This is a genomic window from Streptomyces stelliscabiei, from assembly GCF_014873495.1.
Taxonomy (GTDB): Bacteria; Actinomycetota; Actinomycetes; order Streptomycetales; family Streptomycetaceae; genus Streptomyces; species Streptomyces bottropensis.
This window is the reverse complement of record NZ_JADBGF010000001.1, coordinates 7,622,701-7,643,061: the sequence shown is the minus strand read 5'-3', so window position 1 is coordinate 7,643,061 and position 20,361 is coordinate 7,622,701. Positions and strand designations below refer to the sequence as shown.

At 70.8% G+C, this 20,361-nt stretch carries 20 protein-coding genes; 10 read left to right on the top strand and 10 right to left on the bottom strand.

What is annotated here, in order from left to right; translation table 11 throughout:
* Positions 1–36: 36 nt before the first annotated feature.
* The 5 genes from H4687_RS33880 to miaA form a co-directional block, all read right to left on the bottom strand.
* Entirely contained in the window at positions 37–1,521 is a 1,485-nt protein-coding gene (locus H4687_RS33880; RefSeq protein ID WP_046916719.1) for a M1 family metallopeptidase, read from the bottom strand.
* 125 nt (positions 1,522–1,646) lie between these two features.
* Positions 1,647–3,800 (bottom strand): RelA/SpoT family protein, encoded by a 2,154-nt coding sequence (locus H4687_RS33875; RefSeq protein ID WP_192781748.1) that lies wholly within the window; start codon positions 3,798–3,800, stop codon positions 1,647–1,649.
* A gap of 298 nt (positions 3,801–4,098) precedes the next feature.
* On the bottom strand, positions 4,099–4,968 hold the full coding sequence (gene dapF, locus H4687_RS33870) for a diaminopimelate epimerase (protein ID WP_046916717.1): 870 nt from the start codon (positions 4,966–4,968) through the stop codon (positions 4,099–4,101).
* Positions 4,969–5,123: 155 nt separating this feature from the next.
* Positions 5,124–5,654: a hypothetical protein gene (locus tag H4687_RS33865; protein WP_078907461.1), complete on the bottom strand. Its 531-nt coding sequence runs from the start codon at positions 5,652–5,654 to the stop codon at positions 5,124–5,126.
* Between the two features lie 102 nt (positions 5,655–5,756).
* Positions 5,757–6,695 carry a tRNA (adenosine(37)-N6)-dimethylallyltransferase MiaA gene (gene miaA, locus H4687_RS33860; RefSeq protein WP_005481494.1) on the bottom strand — a complete coding sequence of 313 codons (939 nt, stop codon included), beginning with the start codon at positions 6,693–6,695 and terminating at the stop codon, positions 5,757–5,759.
* Between the two features lie 181 nt (positions 6,696–6,876).
* Between miaA and H4687_RS33855 the strand changes: the two genes are divergently transcribed.
* Positions 6,877–7,152, top strand: coding sequence for a hypothetical protein (locus H4687_RS33855; RefSeq protein ID WP_046916715.1), 276 nt, complete (start codon positions 6,877–6,879; stop codon positions 7,150–7,152).
* 24 nt (positions 7,153–7,176) lie between these two features.
* The gene (locus H4687_RS33850; RefSeq protein ID WP_050399284.1) at positions 7,177–7,530 is read left to right on the top strand and encodes an antitoxin; all 354 of its coding nucleotides are present in this window, start codon (positions 7,177–7,179) and stop codon (positions 7,528–7,530) included.
* Between the two features lie 64 nt (positions 7,531–7,594).
* Here H4687_RS33850 and H4687_RS33845 read toward each other — a convergent pair whose 3' ends face one another.
* The 3 genes from H4687_RS33845 to H4687_RS33835 form a co-directional block, all read right to left on the bottom strand.
* A complete protein-coding gene (locus H4687_RS33845) occupies positions 7,595–8,299 on the bottom strand; it encodes a class III extradiol dioxygenase subunit B-like domain-containing protein (RefSeq protein WP_046916713.1) in 705 nt (234 codons plus the stop codon).
* A gap of 146 nt (positions 8,300–8,445) precedes the next feature.
* Complete coding sequence (gene miaB, locus H4687_RS33840; RefSeq protein WP_078907460.1) at positions 8,446–9,969, bottom strand: tRNA (N6-isopentenyl adenosine(37)-C2)-methylthiotransferase MiaB; 1,524 nt, start codon at positions 9,967–9,969, stop codon at positions 8,446–8,448.
* Between the two features lie 38 nt (positions 9,970–10,007).
* On the bottom strand, positions 10,008–10,412 hold the full coding sequence (locus H4687_RS33835) for a pyrophosphohydrolase domain-containing protein (protein WP_005481485.1): 405 nt from the start codon (positions 10,410–10,412) through the stop codon (positions 10,008–10,010).
* 155 nt (positions 10,413–10,567) lie between these two features.
* Between H4687_RS33835 and H4687_RS33830 the strand changes: the two genes are divergently transcribed.
* Positions 10,568–11,566: a TAXI family TRAP transporter solute-binding subunit gene (locus H4687_RS33830; protein ID WP_046916711.1), complete on the top strand. Its 999-nt coding sequence runs from the start codon at positions 10,568–10,570 to the stop codon at positions 11,564–11,566.
* 25 nt (positions 11,567–11,591) lie between these two features.
* On the opposite strand, the gene H4687_RS33825 is transcribed toward H4687_RS33830, so the two are convergent.
* The gene (locus tag H4687_RS33825) at positions 11,592–13,007 is read right to left on the bottom strand and encodes a sensor histidine kinase (RefSeq protein ID WP_046916710.1); all 1,416 of its coding nucleotides are present in this window, start codon (positions 13,005–13,007) and stop codon (positions 11,592–11,594) included.
* 9 nt (positions 13,008–13,016) lie between these two features.
* On the bottom strand, positions 13,017–13,703 hold the full coding sequence (locus H4687_RS33820) for a response regulator transcription factor (RefSeq protein ID WP_005481480.1): 687 nt from the start codon (positions 13,701–13,703) through the stop codon (positions 13,017–13,019).
* Between the two features lie 441 nt (positions 13,704–14,144).
* Here H4687_RS33820 and H4687_RS33815 point away from each other — a divergent pair, with 441 nt between their 5' ends.
* From H4687_RS33815 to H4687_RS33790, 7 genes are all read left to right on the top strand, one after another.
* Complete coding sequence (locus tag H4687_RS33815; RefSeq protein WP_046916709.1) at positions 14,145–14,921, top strand: amino acid ABC transporter ATP-binding protein; 777 nt, start codon at positions 14,145–14,147, stop codon at positions 14,919–14,921.
* Between the two features lie 82 nt (positions 14,922–15,003).
* A complete protein-coding gene (locus H4687_RS33810; protein WP_179859998.1) occupies positions 15,004–15,852 on the top strand; it encodes a glutamate ABC transporter substrate-binding protein in 849 nt (282 codons plus the stop codon).
* 123 nt (positions 15,853–15,975) lie between these two features.
* On the top strand, positions 15,976–16,653 hold the full coding sequence (locus tag H4687_RS33805; RefSeq protein WP_046916707.1) for an amino acid ABC transporter permease: 678 nt from the start codon (positions 15,976–15,978) through the stop codon (positions 16,651–16,653).
* Positions 16,650–17,534: an amino acid ABC transporter permease gene (locus H4687_RS33800; RefSeq protein ID WP_046916706.1), complete on the top strand. Its 885-nt coding sequence runs from the start codon at positions 16,650–16,652 to the stop codon at positions 17,532–17,534. Before H4687_RS33805 ends, H4687_RS33800 begins: the two co-directional genes overlap by 4 nt.
* Before the next feature lie 198 nt (positions 17,535–17,732).
* A complete protein-coding gene (locus H4687_RS33795) occupies positions 17,733–19,424 on the top strand; it encodes an FAD-dependent monooxygenase (protein ID WP_046916705.1) in 1,692 nt (563 codons plus the stop codon).
* Positions 19,425–19,451: 27 nt separating this feature from the next.
* On the top strand, positions 19,452–19,613 hold the full coding sequence (locus tag H4687_RS48195; RefSeq protein WP_318787720.1) for a putative leader peptide: 162 nt from the start codon (positions 19,452–19,454) through the stop codon (positions 19,611–19,613).
* Between the two features lie 91 nt (positions 19,614–19,704).
* The gene (locus tag H4687_RS33790; protein WP_050399283.1) at positions 19,705–20,244 is read left to right on the top strand and encodes a cupin domain-containing protein; all 540 of its coding nucleotides are present in this window, start codon (positions 19,705–19,707) and stop codon (positions 20,242–20,244) included.
* Positions 20,245–20,361: the final 117 nt, after the last annotated feature.

Genomic DNA, 20,361 nt, shown 5'->3' with positions numbered 1-20,361 from the left:
CCGTCCGCAGCGGGGTCACACCCCGGCGCAACCCGGCTACCGCTTCGCCGGCGCCGCCTGCGCCGGGGTCGACTTCCAGTCGGGGTGGCCCGGCATCGGCGGCGTCCGCACCTCGTACAGCCAGGCGTGGAAGAACGCGCCCAGGTCGCGTCCGGCGATCACGGAGGCGAGGTCCCGGAAGTCGGCGGTCGAGGCGACACCGTCCCGGTGGACGGTGACCCAGGCCCGCTGCAGCCGGTCGAAGGCGGGGGCGCCGATCTCCTGGCGCAGGGCGTAGAGGAAGAGCGCGGCCCCGTCGTAGACGTTGGCCCGGAAGATGCCGATCTTCTGGCCGTCCTTGGCCTCCTTGGGTGCGGCGGGCGGGCCCCCGGCGGTCCGCCAGCGGTCGGAGGCGCCGTACGCGGCCTTCATCCGCGCCTCCAGCGTCCGGCCCGCGACCTCCTCGGCGTACAGGGCCTCGTACCAGGTGGCGTGTCCCTCGTTGAGCCACAGGTCGGACCAGGTGCGGGGGCTGACGCTGTTGCCGAACCACTGGTGGGCCAGCTCATGCACCATGATCGACTCGACGTACCACTTCGGGTACTCGGGCCGGACGAACAGCTCGCGCTCGAAGAGGGAGAGGGTCTGTGTCTCCAGCTCGAACCCGGTCTGGGCCTCGGCGATCAGCACGCCGTACGTCTCGAAGGGGTACGGGCCGACCCTCTCCTCCATCCACTCGATCTGGGCGGGGGTCTTCCCGAGCCACGGTTCGAGCTTCTCGCGGTCCTTCGCGGGGACGACGTCGCGCACGGGCAGGCCGTGCGGTCCGGTCCGGCGCAGGACCGCGGAGCGGCCGATGGAGACCTGGGCCAGTTCGGTGGCCATGGGGTGCTGGGTGCGGTAGGTCCAGGTGGTGGTTCCGGCGGCGCGGTCCGTGCCGGTGGCGAGGCCGTTGGAGACGGCCGTGTAGCCGTCGGGCACGGTGACGCGGACGGTGAACATGGCCTTGTCGGAGGGATGGTCGTTGCACGGGAACACCACATGCGCCGCGTCGGCCTGGTTGGCCATCGCGAGCCCGTCGGCGGTCCGCAGCCAGCCGCCCTCCTCGCTCCCCGTGTACACGGGGTCGCTGGTGTGCCGCACGGTGATGCGGGTGCGGCTGCCCTCGGGGAGCGGCTCCGGGGGTGTGATCACCAGATCCTCGCCCGCGCTGGTGAAGGCGGCGGGTTCCCCGTCGACCTCGACGGAGCCGACCTTGCCGTGCGAGAAGTCGAGGTTGACCCGCTCCAGACGGGAGGTCGTCCGGGCGTCGATGGTGGTGACGGCCGTGAGCGGCTCGCGGTTGCTGCCGGGGTAGCTGAAGGAGAGGTCGTACGACCGCACGTCGTATCCGGGGTTGCCGAGGTGCGGGAAGAGGCGGTCGCCGACGCCGAGGGGCACGGCGGGTGAGGGGGCGCTCGCGGCGATCAGGCAGACGGAGACGGCGGAGGCGAGCAGCGCGGCCTGGACGCGGCGGCTCCTGGAGCGTGGGATGAGCGGCATGGACCACCGCTACCAGCGCGCCCGCACCGTGCGCGGCCGACGCGCAGCGGTCCCACCCGAACGAGCGGCCGGCCGTCGGCCGGGCCGCCTTCACTCTCGGGGGTCGGAACCTGCCCGCGCGGTGGTCACTGGTCGGCCGCCGCCTGGTGCTGGGCCCGGCCCACGTCGTACACGCCGGGTACGTTCCGCATGGCCCGCATCAGGTCGGGGAGGTGGGCGGCGTCCGGGAGTTGGAGCGTGTAGGTGTGGCGGACGCGCTGCTGGGTCGGCGGCTCGACGGTGGCGGAGACGATGGCGACGCCCTCCAGGGCGATGGCCTCGGTGAGGTCGGCGAGCAGGTGGGGCCGCTGGAAGGACTCGGCGACGAGGGTGACCCGGAACTCGGTGGTGTCCCCCCAGTGCACCTCGATCTCCGGGCGCCCGAGGTTCTTCATGCGCGTGACGGCGGGGCAGGCGACGCGGTGCACGGTCACCACTCCCCCGCGGACGGCGAAGCCGGTGACCTCGTCGGGCGGTACGGGCGTACAGCAGCCGGCGAGACGTACCGTCGCCCCGGGCCTGTCGACGACGACCACGGCACCGACGGTGTCGGAGGTGGCGGCGGGCTCGTCGATGGCGGGGCGCAGGGCGGGTGTCCCGTCCTTGCGCGCGTCGTCGCGCTCCTCATGCCCCTCCTCGGTGGCGGGGGCGGGATGGGTGGCGAGCCAGCGCTGGATGGCGATGCGCGCGCCGGGCGTGTGGGCGTGCTCCAGCCACTCCCTGGAGGGCTCGGAGGCCGGGTCCTGGCCCATGAGGAGCTGGACGGTGTCGCCGTCCTTCAGGACCGTGCTCAGTCGCACCAGGCGGCCGTTGACGCGGGCGCCGATGCAGGCGTGCGCGTCCTCGCCGTACTGCGCGTACGCCGCGTCCACGCAACTGGCGCCCTCGGGGAGCCCCAACGTGCCCCCGTCGGGCCGGAAGACGGTGATCTCGCGGTCCTGGGCGAGGTCCTCGCGCAGGGTGGACCAGAACATGTCCGCGTCCGGTGCCGCCTCCTGCCAGTCGAGGAGCCGGGAGAGCCAGCCGGGGCGGGTGGGGTCGATGCGCTCGCCCTCCCCGTCGGTCTGCTCCTCCGCGGGAGCGGCGTAGGGATTGCCCAGCGCGATGACGCCGGCCTCGGCGACCTTGTGCATCTGATGGGTGCGGATGAGGACTTCGGCGACCTGGCCGTCGGCGCGGGCGACGGCGGTGTGCAGCGACTGGTAGAGGTTGAACTTCGGTACGGCGATGAAGTCCTTGAACTCCGAGACCACGGGCGTCAGACAGGTGTGCAGTTCGCCGAGGACCGCGTAGCAGTCGGCGTCCTCGTTGACGAGGACCAGGAGCCGGCCGAAGTCGGAGCCGCGCAGCTGTCCGCGCTTTCGCGAGACCCGGTGCAGTGAGACGAAGTGGCGTGGCCTTATGAGCACTTCGGCCTGGATACCGGCCTCGCGCAGGACCCCGCGCACCTCGTCGGAGATCTCCGCGAGCGGGTCGCTCTCGCGCGCCGCGTTCTCCGTGATGAGTTCGCGGGTGTGCGCGTACTCCTCGGGGTGGAGGATCGCGAAGACGAGGTCCTCCAGCTCGGTCTTGAGCGCCTGGACGCCGAGCCGTTCGGCGAGCGGGATCAGGACGTCCTTGGTGACCTTGGCGATGCGTTCCTGCTTCTCGGGGCGCATCACGCCGAGGGTGCGCATGTTGTGCAGCCGGTCGGCGAGTTTGATCGACATCACCCGGACGTCGTTGCCGGTGGCGACGAGCATCTTGCGGAAGGTCTCGGGCTCGGCGGCGGCTCCGTAGTCCACCTTCTCCAGCTTGGTGACGCCGTCGACGATGTACCGCACCTCCTCGCCGAACTCCTCGCGCACCTGATCGAGGGTCACATCCGTGTCCTCGACGGTGTCGTGGAGCAGAGAGGCCGTCAGGGTCGTGGTCTCCGCGCCCAGTTCGGCGAGGATCAGGGTCACGGCGAGGGGGTGGGTGATGTACGGCTCACCGCTCTTGCGCATCTGACCGCGGTGCGAGGACTCGGCGAGGACGTACGCCCGGCGCAGCGGTTCGAGGTCGGCGTCGGGGTGGTGGGCGCGGTGCGCGTCGGCGACATGGCCGATCGCGTCGGGCAACCGGTCGCGTGTCGTCGGGCCCAGGAGTGCGGCGCGGCCCAGACGGCGCAGGTCGATACGAGGTCGGCCCTTCCTGCGGTGCGCTGGTGGCGGCGCAGGGGCGGGCGATACGGCGGGGTTCGTGGCCTCCGCGCTCATGGGCACCTCCGGCTGCGTGGACCGGCGGACGGGTGCCCCATGGCGTGCGGCGGCTCAGGGGATCGTGTCGTTCCCCCGTCCGTGCCGGTGCTTGATGCTACCGAGCCCATCACGCCCGTCCGACCGCCTCTCGCCGAGCGTGAAACGGATCACCCATTAGAGGGAAGACTCCACGGTTTGCGGTTTCGAGCCACCCCACCCGGAGTGCACCATGGATTCGCACCTCTGGACGCACGGCGGGCTTGGATGTTGACGACGTCCACCCTCCGGACGCCGCCGATTCAAGCCCTACCACACCTCAACGCGCCACTGTTTCCAGCCACTTGGCATCGATCTCGCCCTCGGCGACGATCACCGCGGGCCCGGTCATCTCGATCTCCCCGTCGGGTCGTTCGGTGATCACCAGCGTGCCGCCGGGCACGTCGACGGTGTAGGTCGCCGGGGCGCCGGTGACGGCGGGGTCCGCCCCGTCCCTGCGGGCGGCGGCCACGGCGACGGCGCACGCGCCGGTGCCGCAGGAGCGCGTCTCGCCGGAGCCACGCTCGTGGACGCGCATCGCCACGTGCCGGGGGCCCCGGTCGACGACGAACTCGACGTTGACGCCGTCGGGGTAGGCCGAGGCGGGGCTGAAGGGCGGCGGGGAGAGCAGGTCGCCCGCCTGCGCGAGGTCGTCCACGAAGGCGACCGCGTGCGGGTTGCCCATGTTCACGTGGCGCGCGGGCCAGCTGTGCTCGCCGACGCTCACCGTGACGTCGCCCTCCGGGAGGCGCGCGCCGCCCATGCCGACCGTGACGTCACCGTCCTTGTCGATGTGGACCTTCTTCACGCCCCCGCGCGTGGCGACGGTGAGTTCGCCCTCGGTGACATGACCGGCGTGCAGGAGGTAGCGGGCGAAGACGCGGACGCCGTTCCCGCACATCTCGGCGATGGACCCGTCGCCGTTGCGGTAGTCCATGAACCACTCGGCGTCGGCCGCCAGATCCTTGGCCTCGGGGTGCGCGGCGGACCGTACGACGTGCAGCACGCCGTCGCCCCCGATGCCCGCGCGGCGGTCGCAGAGGGCTGCGACGGCGGCCGGGGAGAGATCGATGGCGTTCTCGGGATCCGGGACGATCACGAAGTCGTTCTCGGTCCCGTGCCCCTTGAGGAAGGCGATCCGCGTGCTCATTCCTCGATCGTACGGGAGCACGGTGGCGCTATGAGCGACGCAGGACGAGGGGGCCTGCGCGGAGCGCGGGCGGCCGGTGCTCGCGCGACGGAGCGGTGCGTGTGTCACGGCGGCGCGTCCGTCACCGGACAGCGCACGGGACTTTCGCGCACGCGCTAGCGGAGCCGCGCCACCCGCCACACGGCCAGGACCACGACGGCGGCCACGATCAGGAGGTAGAGCAGGGCCATCCGCCAGTCCGGGCGGCGGCCGGAGCCGCGTGCGGGCAGTCCGGGCCACGTGTAACCGACGCGGCGGGCGGCCATCATGCCCCAGCCGGCCGCGGTGGCACAGATCAGCAGGCCGAGCATGGCGACGACGGCGCCGCCGTCACCGAACTCGAAGGCGAGCGGGAAGGCGAACATCAGGGAGCCGACCGCGGCGAGACCCACGATGGGCGCGAGCTGCCAGAGCCGGAGCCTGCGCTGGGGGCGCAGCTCGACCTCGACCTCCGGCCCGGTCATCTCGTCCGGTTCCGGTCCGTCGTCGCTCACACCACCGGGAGTCTGGTCGTCGGGACCGTCGGGGCTCAGCGGGTCGTCGTCGGGATCCAGTGCGTACCCCTCGGTAACCAGCTGATCCGCGTCCTCCGCGGCGTCGTGCTCCGCGCCTTGTGCGGTGTCGCGAGGGCCGGCCTCCATCGCCACGCGCCCTCCCAACTCGGACTCCACTTGGTCGATCGAAGCTCGATGATGGCACGCCCCCGGAGGCCGGGATGACCGCCGGGGCGACCCGATGCCATGACGTGATCAGGCTGTGACCGGTCGTTCGATCAACGCCAGTGCGAGCTGCGGGAGTTCCGTCAGGTCGGCGAGGCCCCCCTTGAGCCAGTGCACCCGCGGGTCGCGTCTGAACCATGAATCCTGACGGCGCGCGAAGCGCTTGGTGGCACGCACGGTCTCGGCTCGCGCCTCGTCCATGGTGCACTGCCCGGCCAACGCCGCGAGGACCTGCTGGTAGCCGAGCGCACGCGACGCGGTGCGCCCCTCGCGCAACCCCCGCGCCTCCAGAGCGCGCACTTCCTCGACCAGACCGGCGTCCCACATGCGGTCGACACGGCGGGCGATGCGCTCGTCGAGTTCGGGACGCGCCACGTCGACACCGATCTGGACGGTGTCGTAGACCGAGTCATGGCCCGGGAGATTCGCCGTGAACGGCTTTCCGGTGATCTCGATCACTTCGAGGGCGCGCACGATCCGGCGGCCGTTGCTCGGCAGGATCGCCTGGGCGGCCTCGGGGTCGGCGGCGGCCAACCGGGCGTGCAGCGCGCCGGACCCGCGCAGGGCCAGCTCCTCCTCCAGACGGGCCCGGACCTCGGGGTCGGTGCCGGGGAACTCCAGGTGGTCGACGGCCCCCCTGACGTACAACCCGGAGCCGCCCACGAGGATCGGCCAGCGGCCCTCGGCGAGGAGGGCGTCGATGCGGGCGCGGGCGAGGCGCTGGTACTCGGCGACGCTGGCGGCGGCCGTGACGTCCCAGATGTCCAGGAGGTGGTGCGGGACGCCGTCGCGCTCCTGCGGGGTCAGCTTGGCGGTGCCGATGTCCATCCCCCGGTAGAGCTGCATGGAATCGGCGTTGACGACCTCGCCGCCGAGGCGCTGGGCGAGGAAGACGCCCAGATCGGACTTTCCGGCCGCGGTCGGTCCGACGACGGCGATGACCCGCGAAGGGGGAACTGCGCTACTCACCGCCCCAGTCTCGCAAATGTCGGCCCCTCTTCTCGAACGAGCTACGTGACGCGAGGCAGCCGGGGTCGTTGCGTGTTGCGAGTTCGAAGCGCCGGAGGCGAGTTCCGGCGGCCCGGATGACGCAATGGGACGCTCCGGGAAAGCGCGGGAATTAGCCCGCATGATTAGCATTGAGGTTGAGATGGGCGTTTTCTCACTGTTCCGGCGCAAGGCGAAGGACGCGGACGAGGCCGTCGTGACGGCATCCGCGCCGAGCACCGAGACCGAGGCGGAGAAGTCGGACGAGGCGAAGGGATCCACCGAGGCCGTCCAGCCCGAGGCGGAGGCCGCGACCGCGGACGAGTCCGTCGAGCAGGAGGCGGAAACCGTCGAGGCGGCGGACGACGTGGAGATCCCCAAGCAGCAGACCGCCGACCAGGCGGCCGACAACGAGGCCGGCGAGGGCGCCCGCACATGACTGCCCCGCGCGGAAAGGTGAACCATGGGTCTGCTGGATAACTTGAAATCCAAACTCTCCCCGGCCAAGGACAAGGTCTCGCACCTCGCACAGAAGCACGAGGACAAGATCCATCACGGTCTCGACAAGGCCGCGCACACGGTCGACAAGAAGACCAAGGGCAAGTACAGCGGCCGGATCCAGTCGGGCACGGGCAAGGCGAAGCACGCCATGGAGCGACTCGCGCACCACGAGGACGGCGACCGGACGTCCTCGCCGACGGGCGGGGGGCACACCACCCCGCCCGCGGGCAGAGGCCCCACCACCCCGCCCGCGGGCAGAGGCCCCACGCCCCCGCCTCCGGGCGGCGGCGCCACACCACCGCCACCGGCTTCCTGAACACCGTCACATCGTCGGACGGCCGCGGAGTGCCTCGCGCTCCCGGCCGTCCGCCGTGTCCGGCCTACGACCAGGCCGCCACCAGGTAGCCCACCCCGTACGGCGCGTCGTCGTACAGCAGGCTGCCGCCCAGATCCGCGTTCTCTGCGGCTCCGGCCAGGATCTGCCAGGGGGCGCGGCCGGAGACCATCAGCTCGCGCGCGAGACCGGCGTCCAGCGCCCGGAGGGCCGCGATGTCGGCGGCGCCGAGCGCACGGGCGATCTCCGCGTCGAAGCCGGCCGCACGCTCGTCCAGGTATCCCGGAGCCTTCAGCGTCCGGCACGCACTGCCGTCGCCCATCACCAGCAGGGCCACCCGCCCGGCCGTCCCGGCGATGTCCCGGCCGGCCCGGACACACCGCTCGGCCGGGAGCGGTTCCGCCACGCCGAGCCCTTCCACGGGAGCCTCGGCCCAGCCGGTGCGGTGGAGCAGCCAGGCGGCCACGGCGAGGGAGGCGGGCAGCTCGGCCGGCGAGTCCGCCGTCCCGCGTCCCAGCCGGACGTCCAGATCCACGCCGAAGCCCCGGAAGGAGCCGCGCGCCCCTTCCGGATACGACGCGTCCCGCCCGCCGGGGCCCACGACGACCAGCCGGTCGGGCCGAGCGGCGGCGAGCACCCCGAGCGCGTCCGCACAGGCGTCCCGCGCGGGGTCCAGCTCGGGAGCGGCTCCCGCGGCGACGTCCGGCACGAGCAGCGGGGGGCAGGGGCACACGGCAGCGGCTACAAGCATGATCCGCAGGGTAACTTCCGTGACGGGCGTGGGGGGCAGCCGTGTCGCCCCGACGGGACGGGGACAGCCGCGCCGCCCGGGGGGTGCGGGGTGCGGCAGAACCCGGCGCCTACGGGTCGTCCACGGAGCCTCGGACCTGAGGCCGCTCAGTGGCTGCCGCACCCGCCCGTGGCCGCCACGGGCAGGGGCTCCGGCACCCCGATCTTCGGCAGCCCCAGCAGCACACCCGCCGGCGTCTGCGCGGGCGCGGAGTTCCGCTTCTCCCAGGCGTCGCCCGCCCGCGTGCGGCGCACGTCGAGGACGGCGCCCTCGGCGAGCAGGTGGTGCGGGGCGGCGTAGGTGATCTCCACGGTCACGACGTCACCGGGGCGGACCTCCTGGTCCGGCTTGGTGAAGTGGACCAGGCGGTTGTCGGCGGCGCGGCCGGAGAGGCGGTGGGTGGCGCCGTCCTTGCGGCCCTCGCCCTCGGCGACCATCAGTTCCAGGGTGCGGCCGACCTGCTTCTTGTTCTCGTCCCAGGAGATCTCCTCCTGGAGGGCGACGAGGCGCTCGTAGCGGGCCTGCACGACCTGCTTGGGGATCTGGTTCTCCATCGTGGCGGCGGGCGTGCCGGGGCGCTTGGAGTACTGGAAGGTGAAGGCCTGGGTGAAGCGGGCCTCACGCACCACGTGCATCGTCTGCTCGAAGTCCTCCTCGGTCTCGCCGGGGAAGCCCACGATGATGTCGGTGGTGATGGCCGCGTGCGGGATGGAGGCGCGGACCTTCTCGATGATCCCGAGGTAGCGCTCCTGGCGGTACGAGCGGCGCATGGCCTTGAGAATCGTGTCCGAGCCGGACTGGAGCGGCATGTGCAGCTGCGGCATCACGTTCGGCGTCTCGGCCATCGCGGCGATCACGTCGTCGGTGAAGTCACGGGGGTGGGGCGAGGTGAACCGGACACGTTCCAGGCCGTCGATCTTTCCGCAGGCCCGCAGCAGTTTGCTGAACGCCTCGCGGTCGCCGATGTCGGAGCCGTACGCGTTCACGTTCTGGCCGAGCAGGGTGATCTCGGAGACGCCCTCGCCGACCAGGGCCTCGATCTCGGCGAGGATGTCGCCGGTACGGCGGTCCTTCTCCTTGCCGCGCAGGGCCGGGACGATGCAGAACGTGCAGGTGTTGTTGCAGCCGACGGAGATGGAGACCCAGGCGGCGTAGGCGCTCTCGCGGCGGGTCGGCAGCGTGGAGGGGAAGGCCTCCAGGGATTCGGCGATCTCGACCTGTGCCTCGTCCTGGACGCGGGCGCGCTCCAGCAGGACGGGGAGCTTGCCGATGTTGTGCGTGCCGAAGACGACGTCCACCCAGGGCGCCTTCTTGACGATGGTGTCCCGGTCCTTCTGGGCCAGACACCCGCCGACGGCGATCTGCATACCGGGGCGGGCGGTCTTCATCGGGGCGAGGCGGCCGAGGTTGCCGTAGAGACGGTTGTCGGCGTTCTCCCGTACGGCGCAGGTGTTGAAGACGACGACGTCGGCGTTGCCCTCGCCGGCGTCCTCGGGTGCGCGGACGTACCCGGCGTCCTCCAGAAGTCCGGACAGGCGTTCGGAGTCGTGGACGTTCATTTGACATCCATAAGTACGCACTTCGTATGTCTTGACGCCCACTGCCTGACTCCGGTCGCTGCTGTTGGTCACTCCGTAAGCCTAAGGCAGCGACCGGGGGCGCTCGTCTGTCAGGCGGCTCCGCCGGTCCACCCCTGTCGGCGCAGCACCGCCGACACGTCGGGCGCCCGGTAGTGGTCCCCCTTGAGCACCTTGCCGTCGTCCCGGCGGGCGACGCGGCCGTCGGGGCCCAGCTTGGTCATGTTGGAACGGTGGATCTCGGCGATGACGGAGTCGAGGTCGATGCCGTGGACGAGGGCGGTGCCGTAGGCCACGTACACGACGTCCGCCAGTTCGTGGGCGAGCCGGTCGAGCGGGCCGTCGACCGCCACCTCGGCCACCTCCGCGGCCTCCTCGGCCAGCAGCTCGCCGCGGTGGGCGGCCAGCTCGGGCGACACCTCGGTGGGGGCGGTCCGGGCGTCGAGACCGAAGGCCCGGTGGAACTCGCGGACCAGGTGAGCGGGAGAGGAACTCATCCGGCGACCCTATCGACCCGGCATGTCCCGAGGTCCGGAGGTCCGGGCGCCCCAAGGTCCCGAGGTCCCGAGGTCCCGAGGTCCCGAGGTCACAGCCTCGCACCGGATGGGTCCCGTCCTGGCCGCCCGGCGGGTGACCTGGCAGGATCTCGCGCATGGTCCAGGTACTCCCACGCATCGGCACGCGGCAGGCGCTGCTGGGCTCGGTGGCTTCGCTGGTGGTCCTCGGGCTGCTCGCGTGGTGGCTGTGGCCGCGCGAGGAGCCGCCGAGCGGAACGATCACGCTCAGCACGGGTGCCGACAGCGGCGTCTACCAGCAGTACGGCCAGGAGATGAAGACCGCGATCGCCCAGGACATGCCCCGCCTGACGATCGACCTGAAATCCAGCGACGGCTCCCAGGAGAACGTCGAACGGGTCGCCACCGGTGAGTCCGACTTCGCCATCGCCGCGGCCGACGCCGTGCAGACGTACCTGGACGAGCACAGGCCCGGCGGCGGGAAGCTGCGGGGCCTCGCACGGCTGTACGACGACTATGTGCAGGTGGTCGTCCCGGTCACCTCCCCGATCCAGTCCATCGCGGACCTGAAGGGCAAACGAGTGGCCGTCGGACCGAAGGGCTCCGGCGTACGGCTGATAGCGGACCGCGTGCTGGCCGCGGAGGGACTGGACATCGACAAGGACATCCGGTCACGGCCGGACACCATCCGCACCAGCCCCGACGCGCTCCGCCGCGGCGATATCGACGCGTTCTTCTGGTCGGGCGGACTCCCGACGAAGGGCCTGTCCGACCTGGCGGCCACGGGGTACGAGTACCGGTTCGTCCCGATCGGCGGCGAGCTGGTGGCGAAGCTGCACGGTGAGGACGACTCCTTCCTCCACTACCGGGCCGCCGTGATGCCGGCCGACGCCTACCCGTCCATCCTGCGGAACTCCACGGTGCCCACCATCACGGTCGCGAACCTGCTCATCACCCGCGAGGACATGGATCCCCGGCTGACCGAGTGGCTGACCCGCATGGTCATCAAGAACCGGGACCGGATCGGCAAGGACGTGCACGCGGCACAGCTGGTGGACCTGCGCACCGCCATCTACACGGACCCGCTGTACCTGCAGAAGGGCGCCAAGGAGTACTACCGGTCGGTCAAGCCGTAGGGCCGCGAAGCACTCGGGGCACCGCTCACTCCGTCGGGCGCGTCCGGGGCACCGTCACCGTCACCTTCAGCCCGTGGGGCTCGCGATGGGCGTACGCGATGGCGCCGCCGCCCGCGACGATCAGCGCCCGCGAGATGGAGAGCCCGAGGCCCGAACCCTTGATGTTCTGGTGCGCGGTGCTGCGCCAGAAACGGTCGCCGACCCGTTCCAGCTCCTCGTCGCTGAGGCCGGGCCCGGCGTCGGTGACGACGACCGTGGAGACCTGCCCGTTCGAGGCGACCCGGACCTCGACGCTCTCCCCTGCAGGGGTGAACTTCAGCGCGTTGTCGATCACCGCGTCCAGGGCGCTGGACAGGGCGACCGGGTCGGCCCAGGCGGTGGTGGCGGGGCAGTCGCCCACCAACGCCACCCCCTTGTCGTCGGCGACCGGCGACCAGGAGGCCACCCGCTCGGCGGCCAGCTCGCCGATGTCGGTGAGCCGCAGATCGGCGTCGACATGCTCGGCGAGGGCCAGGTCGAGCAGGTCGTCGAGGACCTGGGCGAGGCGCTTGCCCTCGGTGCGCACGGAGGCGATCTCCTCGTTGCCCTCGGGCAGTTCGAGGGCGAGGAGGTCGATGCGCAGCAGCAACGCGGCGAGGGGATTGCGCAGTTGGTGCGAGGCGTCGGCGACGAAGGCGCGCTGCTGCTCCAGCACGTCCTCGACGTTGTCGGCCATCTCGTTGAACGACCGTGCCAGCCGCCGGAGTTCGGGCGGCCCACTGGCCACGGCGACCCGTGACTTCAGCCGCCCGGAGGCGATGGAGTGGGTGGTGGCGTCGAGGACGCGTACCGGTTTGAGGACCCAGCCGGTCAGCTGCAGCGCCGCGCCGACGGCGAGGAGCATCGCGGCGAACTCACCGGCGCCGATGACCAGCCAGCCGCGCAGGATCTTGGAGCGCATCTGTCCCGTGGGCGAGTCGGTCACGACGACGGCGATCACGTCGCCGTCGTGGATGACCGGGGAGGCGACGACGAGCCGGCCGCGCTGCCAGGGCCACACCTGGTCCGGATTGTGCGGGCGACGGCCCAGCAGCGCCTCTTCGAACGCGGCGAGCCCCTCGCCCTCGGAGGGCACTTCCCAGTTGTAGGGGGCGTTGGCCATCGCCCGCCCGCCCCCGGCCCGGTAGAAGACACCGGCCTTGATTCCGTACACCCGGTGGTACTGATCGAGTTCGTGCTGCAACGTCTCACGCCGGCCGTCGGTCGCACCGCTGGTCCGGGAACCGGTGGGCGACTCGGTGACGAACTGAGCCAGCGCCGCGAAACGCGCCGTGTCGTCGATGCGGTCGACGACCACCTCCTGTTGCCGCGCCGCCGCCAGGCTCACCGCCAGCGGGACGCCGAGAGCCAGCAGCACGGCGGCCATCAGGACGATGAGCAGCGGAAGAAGACGAGTGCGCACGCGGGCACGCTACGGCGTCGGGGCGACCAGCCGGTAGCCGACCCCGCGCACCGTCTCGATCAGGGCGGGCATCCGCAGCTTGGACCGCAGGGAGGCGACGTGCACTTCCAGGGTGCGGCCGGTCCCCTCCCAGCTGGTCCGCCACACCTCACTGATGATCTGTTCGCGGCGGAACACCACCCCGGGCCGTTGGGCCAGCAGCGCGAGCAGATCGAACTCCTTGCGGGTCAGCTGGACGACCGTGCCGTCGACGCTGACCTGGCGGGTGGGCAGCTCGATGAGCACGGACCCGAGGCGCAGCCCGCTGTCGCCGGGAGCCGCGGCCTCGTCGGGGGCCCGGCGGCGGGCGACGGCGTGGATTCGGGCGAGCAGCTCACCGGTGTCGTACGGCTTGACCACGTAGTCGTCCGCGCCCAGGTTGAGGCCGTGGATCCGGGACCGGACGTCGGAGCGGGCCGTCACCATGATCACCGGGGTGCTGGTGCGCTTGCGGATCTTGCCGCAGACCTCGTAGCCGTCCTGGTCGGGCAGGCCGAGGTCGAGCAGGACGACCCCGAAGCCGTTTCCCTCAGGGACGAGCGCCTGGAGGGCCTCCTCGCCGCTGCGGGCGTGGGTGACGTCGAAGCCGTGCCGCGCCAACACCGCGGACAGGGCGGCGGCGACATGGTTGTCGTCCTCGACGAGGAGCAGCCTCATTCCGGCCCCTTCCGGTTCGGTTCGGTCGTCTTGCTGCGGTCTTGCGCGGGTCTCACGTCCGGCCTTGCGTACGGTTCCGCGTCCGGCCTCGCGCGCGGTTCCACGCCCGGCCTTGCGTCCGGTCTCATATCCGGCCTCGCGCCCGATCTCGCGTTTCGTTCATTTGTACGCCTCGGCTGGCACACACTACGCGGATCCGCATCCCGGGCACGCGCGCATCGCCCTCTTCGCCGTCACACTGATGAGTGAGGACGCCGTCAAGGCCGTACGAGTTCCGAACGGGTTCCGTCACACAGCCGGAACGCCCCGCACAGGCCCGTCACGTGCAGTGATCGTCCGGCTACCAGATCGTTATGCTCAATTCTCGCTCAGATGTAATGACGCTGGTCGTCGCGGGTCACTACTGTCCTCCGAAACCGAGGAGGACGGAGCCTTAAAGCGATGACCGAAGTTTCGGTGGTCAAGGACGCGGTGCCCGCGGCCGACGACCTGGTCGTCCTGAAGAGCGTCAACAAGCACTTCGGCGCGTTGCACGTACTCCAGGACATCGATCTGACGATCACCAGGGGCGAGGTCGTCGTGGTGATCGGACCCTCCGGGTCCGGCAAGTCCACCTTGTGCCGCACCATCAACCGGCTGGAGTCGATCGACTCCGGCGACATCCGGATCGACGGCAAGCCGCTGCCCGCCGAGGGCAAGGCGCTCGCCCGACTGCGCGCGGACGTCGGCATGGTGTTCCAGTCGTTCAATCTCTTCGCGCACAAGACCGTGCTGGAGAACGTGATGCTGGGGCAGGTCAAGGTTCGCAAGGCCGACAAGAAGCAGGCCGAGGAGAAGGCCCGCACCCTGCTGGACCGGGTCGGCGTGGGCACCCAGGCGGACAAGTACCCCGCACAGCTCTCGGGCGGTCAGCAGCAGCGTGTCGCCATCGCGCGGGCGCTGGCCATGGACCCCAAGGTCATGCTCTTCGACGAACCGACCTCGGCGCTCGACCCCGAGATGATCAACGAGGTCCTGGAAGTCATGCAGCAGCTCGCCCGGGACGGCATGACCATGGTCGTGGTCACCCACGAGATGGGCTTCGCCCGTTCGGCCGCCAATCGGGTGGTCTTCATGGCCGACGGCCGCATCGTCGAAGAGGCGGTGCCGGACCAGTTCTTCAGCAACCCCCGCAGCGACCGGGCCAAGGACTTCCTGTCGAAGATCCTGCACCACTGACGGCCCTGCCGACACCGATCTCGGCCCCCGGCACCCGCACCATGACGGTCCGCATCTGTTCACCAGTCAAAGGATGTTCACCATGAAGCTCCGCAAGGTCTCCGCCGCGGCGGCCACCGCCCTCGTCCTCGCCCTGACCGCCACCGCCTGTGGTGGCGACGACAGCAGCAACGAGAGCGGCTCGGGCTCCGGTTCCGGTGGCGGCGACAAGATCAAGATCGGCATCAAGTACGACCAGCCAGGTCTCGGCCTGAAGAACCCCGACGGTTCCTTCTCCGGCTTCGACGTGGACGTGGCGACGTACGTGGCGAAGGAGCTCGGCTACGAGCCCAAGCAGATCGAGTTCGTCGAGACCAAGAGCGCGGACCGTGAGAACGCGCTGGCCCGTGGCGACGTCAAGTTCATCGCGGCCACCTACTCGATCAACGACGAGCGCAAGAAGCTGGTCGACTTCGCCGGTCCCTACCTGCTGGCCCACCAGGACCTGCTGGTGAAGGCCGACTCCGACATCAGCAAGGGCACGGACCTCAACGGCAAGACCCTCTGCTCGGTGACCGGCTCCACCTCGGCCGAGAACGTCAAGAAGGACATCGCTCCGAAGGCTCAGCTGAAGGAGTACGGCGGCTACTCGGAGTGCATCGCCGGTCTGCAGAGCGGCGCCGTGGACGCGGTCACCACCGACGACTCGATCCTCGCGGGCTTCGCCGCGCAGGACAACTACAAGGGCCAGTTCAAGCTCGCGGGCCTGAAGCTCAGCAACGAGAACTACGGCATCGGTGTCAAGAAGGGCGACAAGGCGACCGTCGACAAGATCAACTCCGCCCTGGAGAAGATGGTCAGCGACGGTGCCTGGGAGACCGCGGTCAAGGAGAACTTCGGCCCGGCGGACTACAAGAACGAGCCGGCCCCGAAGATCGGCGACATCAAGTAAGCGGACATCCGCACTCAGCGCGGTTCTCGTAGTCGCGCCGCCGCCCGCCGCACAGTGCGGTAGAGGCGGCGGCGCGGTGCGTCGCCTGCCTCGTACGCCACACACCCGGAAGCGCGGGAGACAGTGTTCGACTTCCTTTCAAACTACAACGACCCAACCCTCTTGGGTGCGTTCTGGATGACGGTCAAGCTCACCGTCTTCTCAGCCATCGGCTCCCTGATCTGGGGGACGCTGCTCGCGGCCATGCGCGTGAGCCCCGTACCGCTGATGCGCGGCTTCGGCACCGTCTATGTGAACGTCGTGCGGAACATCCCGCTGACCGTCATCATCGTCTTCGCCTCGCTCGGCCTCGCCGACATCTTCCGCGTGACGATGGGTGCGGGCAACGACGTCAAGGCCACGGCCTTTCGGCTCGCCATTCTCGGTTTCGTGGCCTACACCGCGGCGTTCGTCTGTGAGGCGCTGCGCTCGGGCATCAACACCGTGCCCGTCGGCCAGGCGGAGGCGGCTCGCGCCATCGGACTGAGCTTCACCCAGGTCCTCGGCCTCATCGTGCTGCCGCAGGCGTTCCGCGCGGTCATCGGACCGCTGGCCAACGTGCTGATCGCGCTGACCAAGAATACGACCGTGGCCGCGGCGATCGGTGTGTGGGAAGCCGCCTACCTCATGAAGGGCATGATCGAGAAGGAGGCCCAGACCCTGCTCATCGGCGCGATCTTCGCCTTCGGATTCGTTGTTCTGACCCTGCCCACCGGCCTGATCCTCGGCTGGCTGAGCAAGCGACTGGCGGTGAAGCGATGAGTTCTGTTCTCTACGACGCCCCCGGCCCCCGGGCCAAACGGCGCAACGTGATCTTCACGGTGGTCTTCGTCGTTCTGCTGGCCCTCCTCGCGTGGTGGCTCTGGGGAGCGCTGGACAGCAGGAACCAGCTGGAGTGGCGGCTCTGGAAGCCGTTCTTCACCTCCGAGGCCTGGACGACGTACCTGCTGCCCGGTCTCGCCAACACGCTCAAGGCCATGGCGCTCTCCATCGTGATCGCCCTGCCCCTCGGTGCCCTCTTCGGCATCGCGCGCCTCTCCGACCACCTGTGGGTCCGCATCCCGGCCGGTGCGGTGGTCGAGTTCTTCCGGGCCATCCCGGTCCTGCTGCTGATGCTGTTCGCCAACGAGGTCATCGCTCGCTCGTTTGAAGTCACCACCGAGCAACGGCAGCTCTACGCGGTCGTCACCGGTCTGGTGCTGTACAACGCCTCGGTCCTCGCCGAGGTCGTGCGCGCCGGCATCCTCGCCCTCCCCAAGGGCCAGACGGAGGCCGCCCAGGCGATCGGTCTGCGCAAGGGCCAGACGATGTCCTCCATCCTGCTGCCGCAGGCCGTCACGGTGATGCTGCCTGCCATCGTCAGCCAGCTCGTGGTCATCGTGAAGGACACCGCCCTCGGCGGCGTGATGATCGGGTTCACCGAACTGCTCAGCGGACGCGCGACGCTGGCGGCGGTGTACGCCAACGTCGTGCCCAGTTTCGTCGTCGTCGCGATCATCTACATCGTCCTGAACTTCATCATCACCACCTTCGCGAGCTGGCTGGAGCAGCGGCTGCGGCGGGCCAAGAAGTCGACCGGCGCGGTTCTCGCTCCCGAGACGGTTCAGGGCACCGCGGCGACCGGCGCGGGTGGGGGAACCTGACAGATGATCAGGTGACATCCGCCCAGGATGTCCCCCGATTCGTTCCCCGGAGGGCAGTGGCATGATCGCCACTGCCCTCCGTCACTTGACGCAAGCACCGGCAATGGGTTGCATACGTTCTGTGATCGTGCACCCTGCTCCAACTTTCTGTTCACCCACGTCCGCCGGGACGTCACGTCGGGCAGGGGGCGCCGCGCCGTGGATCCGGTGATCATCGTCGGAGCGGGGCCCGTGGGGCTCACGCTCGCCCTGGCGCTGGCGCGGCAGGAGGTGCCGTCCGTGGTCCTCGACGAGGGTCCGGGCAAGGACGAGCAGCGGCTCGCGCGGACCGTGGTTCTGAACGAGGACACCGCCGCGCTGCTGGAACGATTGTCCGGCGTCCCGCTCTCCCGGTCCGGCCGCCGCTGGGCCGGATGGCGGTCGATGCGGCGCAAGCAGGTGATGCGTCGGGTCCGGTTCGACGAGGCCGGCTTCGAGGACAAGGACGCTCCGCCCCGGGAGGGCTCGAAGGGGGGTCGCGGCGGCCCGGAGGAGGTCGTCGAGGGCTCCGCCGACCTCCCGCCGCTCCACATCGCCCAGCACGTCCTGACCGCCGCCCTGCGCGAGGCCATCGTCGGCGAGCGGCTCGTCAAGGTCGCGGTGGAGAGCCGGCTCGACGCGATCGAGCAGGAGAAGTCCGGCGTCACGGCCCACACCCGCGGCCCCAAGAGCACCTGGTGGCGGGGCAGTTACCTGGTGGGCTGCGACGGCCCTCGCTCGACGGTCCGCAAGCTCCAGGACATCCGCTTCCCCGGCCGTACGGCGGTGGAACGGCACGCGGTGGCGGCACTGCGTGCGGAACTCCCCTGGCCCGGCGAAGCGTTGCTGCACCGCATGCCGCCGTGGCGCACCTCGGGCCCGTCCGGCGGGGAGATCACCGCACGGCCGCTCGCCGGCGAGGTCTGGCGCCTGGACTGGCTCCTGCCACCGGGCAAGGACCTCGTGACGCCCGAACTCCTCGTGGCCCGTGTCCGCGAGACCCTGGCCGGCTGGACGGGCGGCTCCACACCGCCGTACGACCTGCTCGACACCGGTGTCCACACCGTGCACCACCGGCTCGCCCGGCGGTGGCGGGTCGGGCGGGTCTTCCTGGCCGGGGACGCCGCGCATCTGCTCGGTGCGCTCGGCACCCAGGGCCTCGACGAGGGCCTGCGCGACGCCGACAACCTCGCCTGGAAACTCGCTCTGGCCTGGCACCACGGCCCGCACGAAGCCCTGCTGGACAGCTACCAGGCGGAGCGGCGCGCGGTCGTCGCCACCCGGCTGCGCGCCGCCGACCAGGTGCTGCCCCTGCTGCGTGGCGGCAAGGGGCTGCGCTCGTACGTCCCCGGCTCCTCCCGAGGCCACGACGCGCTGCTCTCGGACGGACACCTGGGCCGCGGGGCGCTGGGTGCGCCGGGGGCGTACTCCGGCTCTCCGCTCATGCCTCCACCCGCCGACGGGGAGACGCCGATCGACACGCTGCCGGGCACCCAGGTCGTGGACGTGGAGGTGACCGCTGAGGACGGCTCCTTCGTGCCACTGCGGGACCGGCTCGGACGCGGGGCACTCCTGGTGGTGCTCGTCGCGCCGGGTACCGGGGTGTGGGAACGCAAGCACTGGATGAGCGCCGGGATCATGCCCCGCCTGGCCGCCGCCGTCTCCGCCCTGCCGCATCCCGCCGAGCTGTTGGTCGCCGAGGCGTACCCGGGCGCGGGCGCCCACACCGTTCTCCTCGTCCGCCCCGACGGATACCTGGTCACCGCCCTGAGCGGTGTCCGCCCGGCCGACCTGTACACGGCGGCAGCGGCGACGCTGGGCGTGGCGGAGCAGCAGTCCGAGACGACCGGGGCGGCATCGGGTTCGCACTGAAGCGCTCCGGACCCGGGCCGGCCGGAGGTGGTGACCGTCACTGTGTGTCCACATAGTGACGGTCAGTTGACCGCTCCGCGCAGTCATGGTCTACTCCGGTCCGTGACCGACACCTCGACGCGCCTGTGGCGGAGGGTCCATATGGACCTCGTCCGCTATGCGGGCTGCGTGTGTCGTCCGTCCTGCTGAACTCGCATCCCTCGGCATCCCTTCGCCCTCCGCGCGCGCCACCCGTGTGCTCCGCGCGCTTTCCGAGCGAACGCACTTCAGGACGGTACCCGTGTCTGTGTCCCCCGTTGTTCCCCCCGCCTCCGCCCCCACCCTCTCCGGTCCCACTCAGGCGGAACTGCTCGACTTCGCGCGTCGGACGGCCGCCGACGGCGAGCTGATCGCCTCGCTCCCGCTCGATCCGGAGGGCCGCACGTGGGTGCGGCTCGAAGGCCCCGGTGGCAGCGAGGCCTGGCTCATCGGCTGGCCTCCCGGCACCGGTACCGGCTGGCACGACCACGCCGACTCGGTGGGCGCCTTCGTCACCGCCGCGGGTGCGCTCAAGGAGTACTCGCTCGCCGCCCGGCTGCCCACCGACGGCTGGAAGACCCTCGAACTCACCGAAGGCGTCGACCGCGAACGGCAGTTGTCCGCCGGCAAGGGCCGCTCCTTCGGACGCCACCACGTCCACGAGGTGCTCAACGAGTCCACCGAGGAACACGCGATCTCGGTCCACGCCTACTACCCGCCCCTCCCCCGTATCCGCCGCTACAGCCGCACGGGACAGGTGCTGCGCCTGGAGCATGTGGAGCGCCCCGCCGACTGGCAGTGAGCCCAGCCCCCGAGGGGCCCGCGCGGCCCGAACGCTCTGGTGTCACCGGGAGGATCCGCCCCCTCCCCATGCCGTCCCCGACGTCCTGGCTCCGTGGCCTCGGCTCAGCCCTGCGCC

Bases quoted from the DNA above. Each gene is read 5' to 3' on its own strand.
- H4687_RS33850 (WP_050399284.1), top strand. From the start codon at position 7,177: ATGGGTCTGCTGGATAACTTGAAATCCAAACTCTCCCCGGCCAAGGAC.
- H4687_RS33810 (WP_179859998.1), top strand. From the start codon at position 15,004: ATGAAGCTCCGCAAGGTCTCCGCCGCGGCGGCCACCGCCCTCGTCCTC.
- H4687_RS33820 (WP_005481480.1), bottom strand. From the start codon at position 13,703: ATGAGGCTGCTCCTCGTCGAGGACGACAACCATGTCGCCGCCGCCCTG.
- H4687_RS33845 (WP_046916713.1), bottom strand. From the start codon at position 8,299: ATGCTTGTAGCCGCTGCCGTGTGCCCCTGCCCCCCGCTGCTCGTGCCG.
- H4687_RS33800 (WP_046916706.1), top strand. From the start codon at position 16,650: ATGAGTTCTGTTCTCTACGACGCCCCCGGCCCCCGGGCCAAACGGCGC.
- H4687_RS33815 (WP_046916709.1), top strand. From the start codon at position 14,145: ATGACCGAAGTTTCGGTGGTCAAGGACGCGGTGCCCGCGGCCGACGAC.
- H4687_RS33855 (WP_046916715.1), top strand. From the start codon at position 6,877: ATGGGCGTTTTCTCACTGTTCCGGCGCAAGGCGAAGGACGCGGACGAG.
- H4687_RS33875 (WP_192781748.1), bottom strand. From the start codon at position 3,800: ATGAGCGCGGAGGCCACGAACCCCGCCGTATCGCCCGCCCCTGCGCCG.
- H4687_RS33835 (WP_005481485.1), bottom strand. From the start codon at position 10,412: ATGAGTTCCTCTCCCGCTCACCTGGTCCGCGAGTTCCACCGGGCCTTC.
- H4687_RS33880 (WP_046916719.1), bottom strand. From the start codon at position 1,521: ATGCCGCTCATCCCACGCTCCAGGAGCCGCCGCGTCCAGGCCGCGCTG.
- H4687_RS33830 (WP_046916711.1), top strand. From the start codon at position 10,568: ATGGTCCAGGTACTCCCACGCATCGGCACGCGGCAGGCGCTGCTGGGC.
- dapF (WP_046916717.1), bottom strand. From the start codon at position 4,968: ATGAGCACGCGGATCGCCTTCCTCAAGGGGCACGGGACCGAGAACGAC.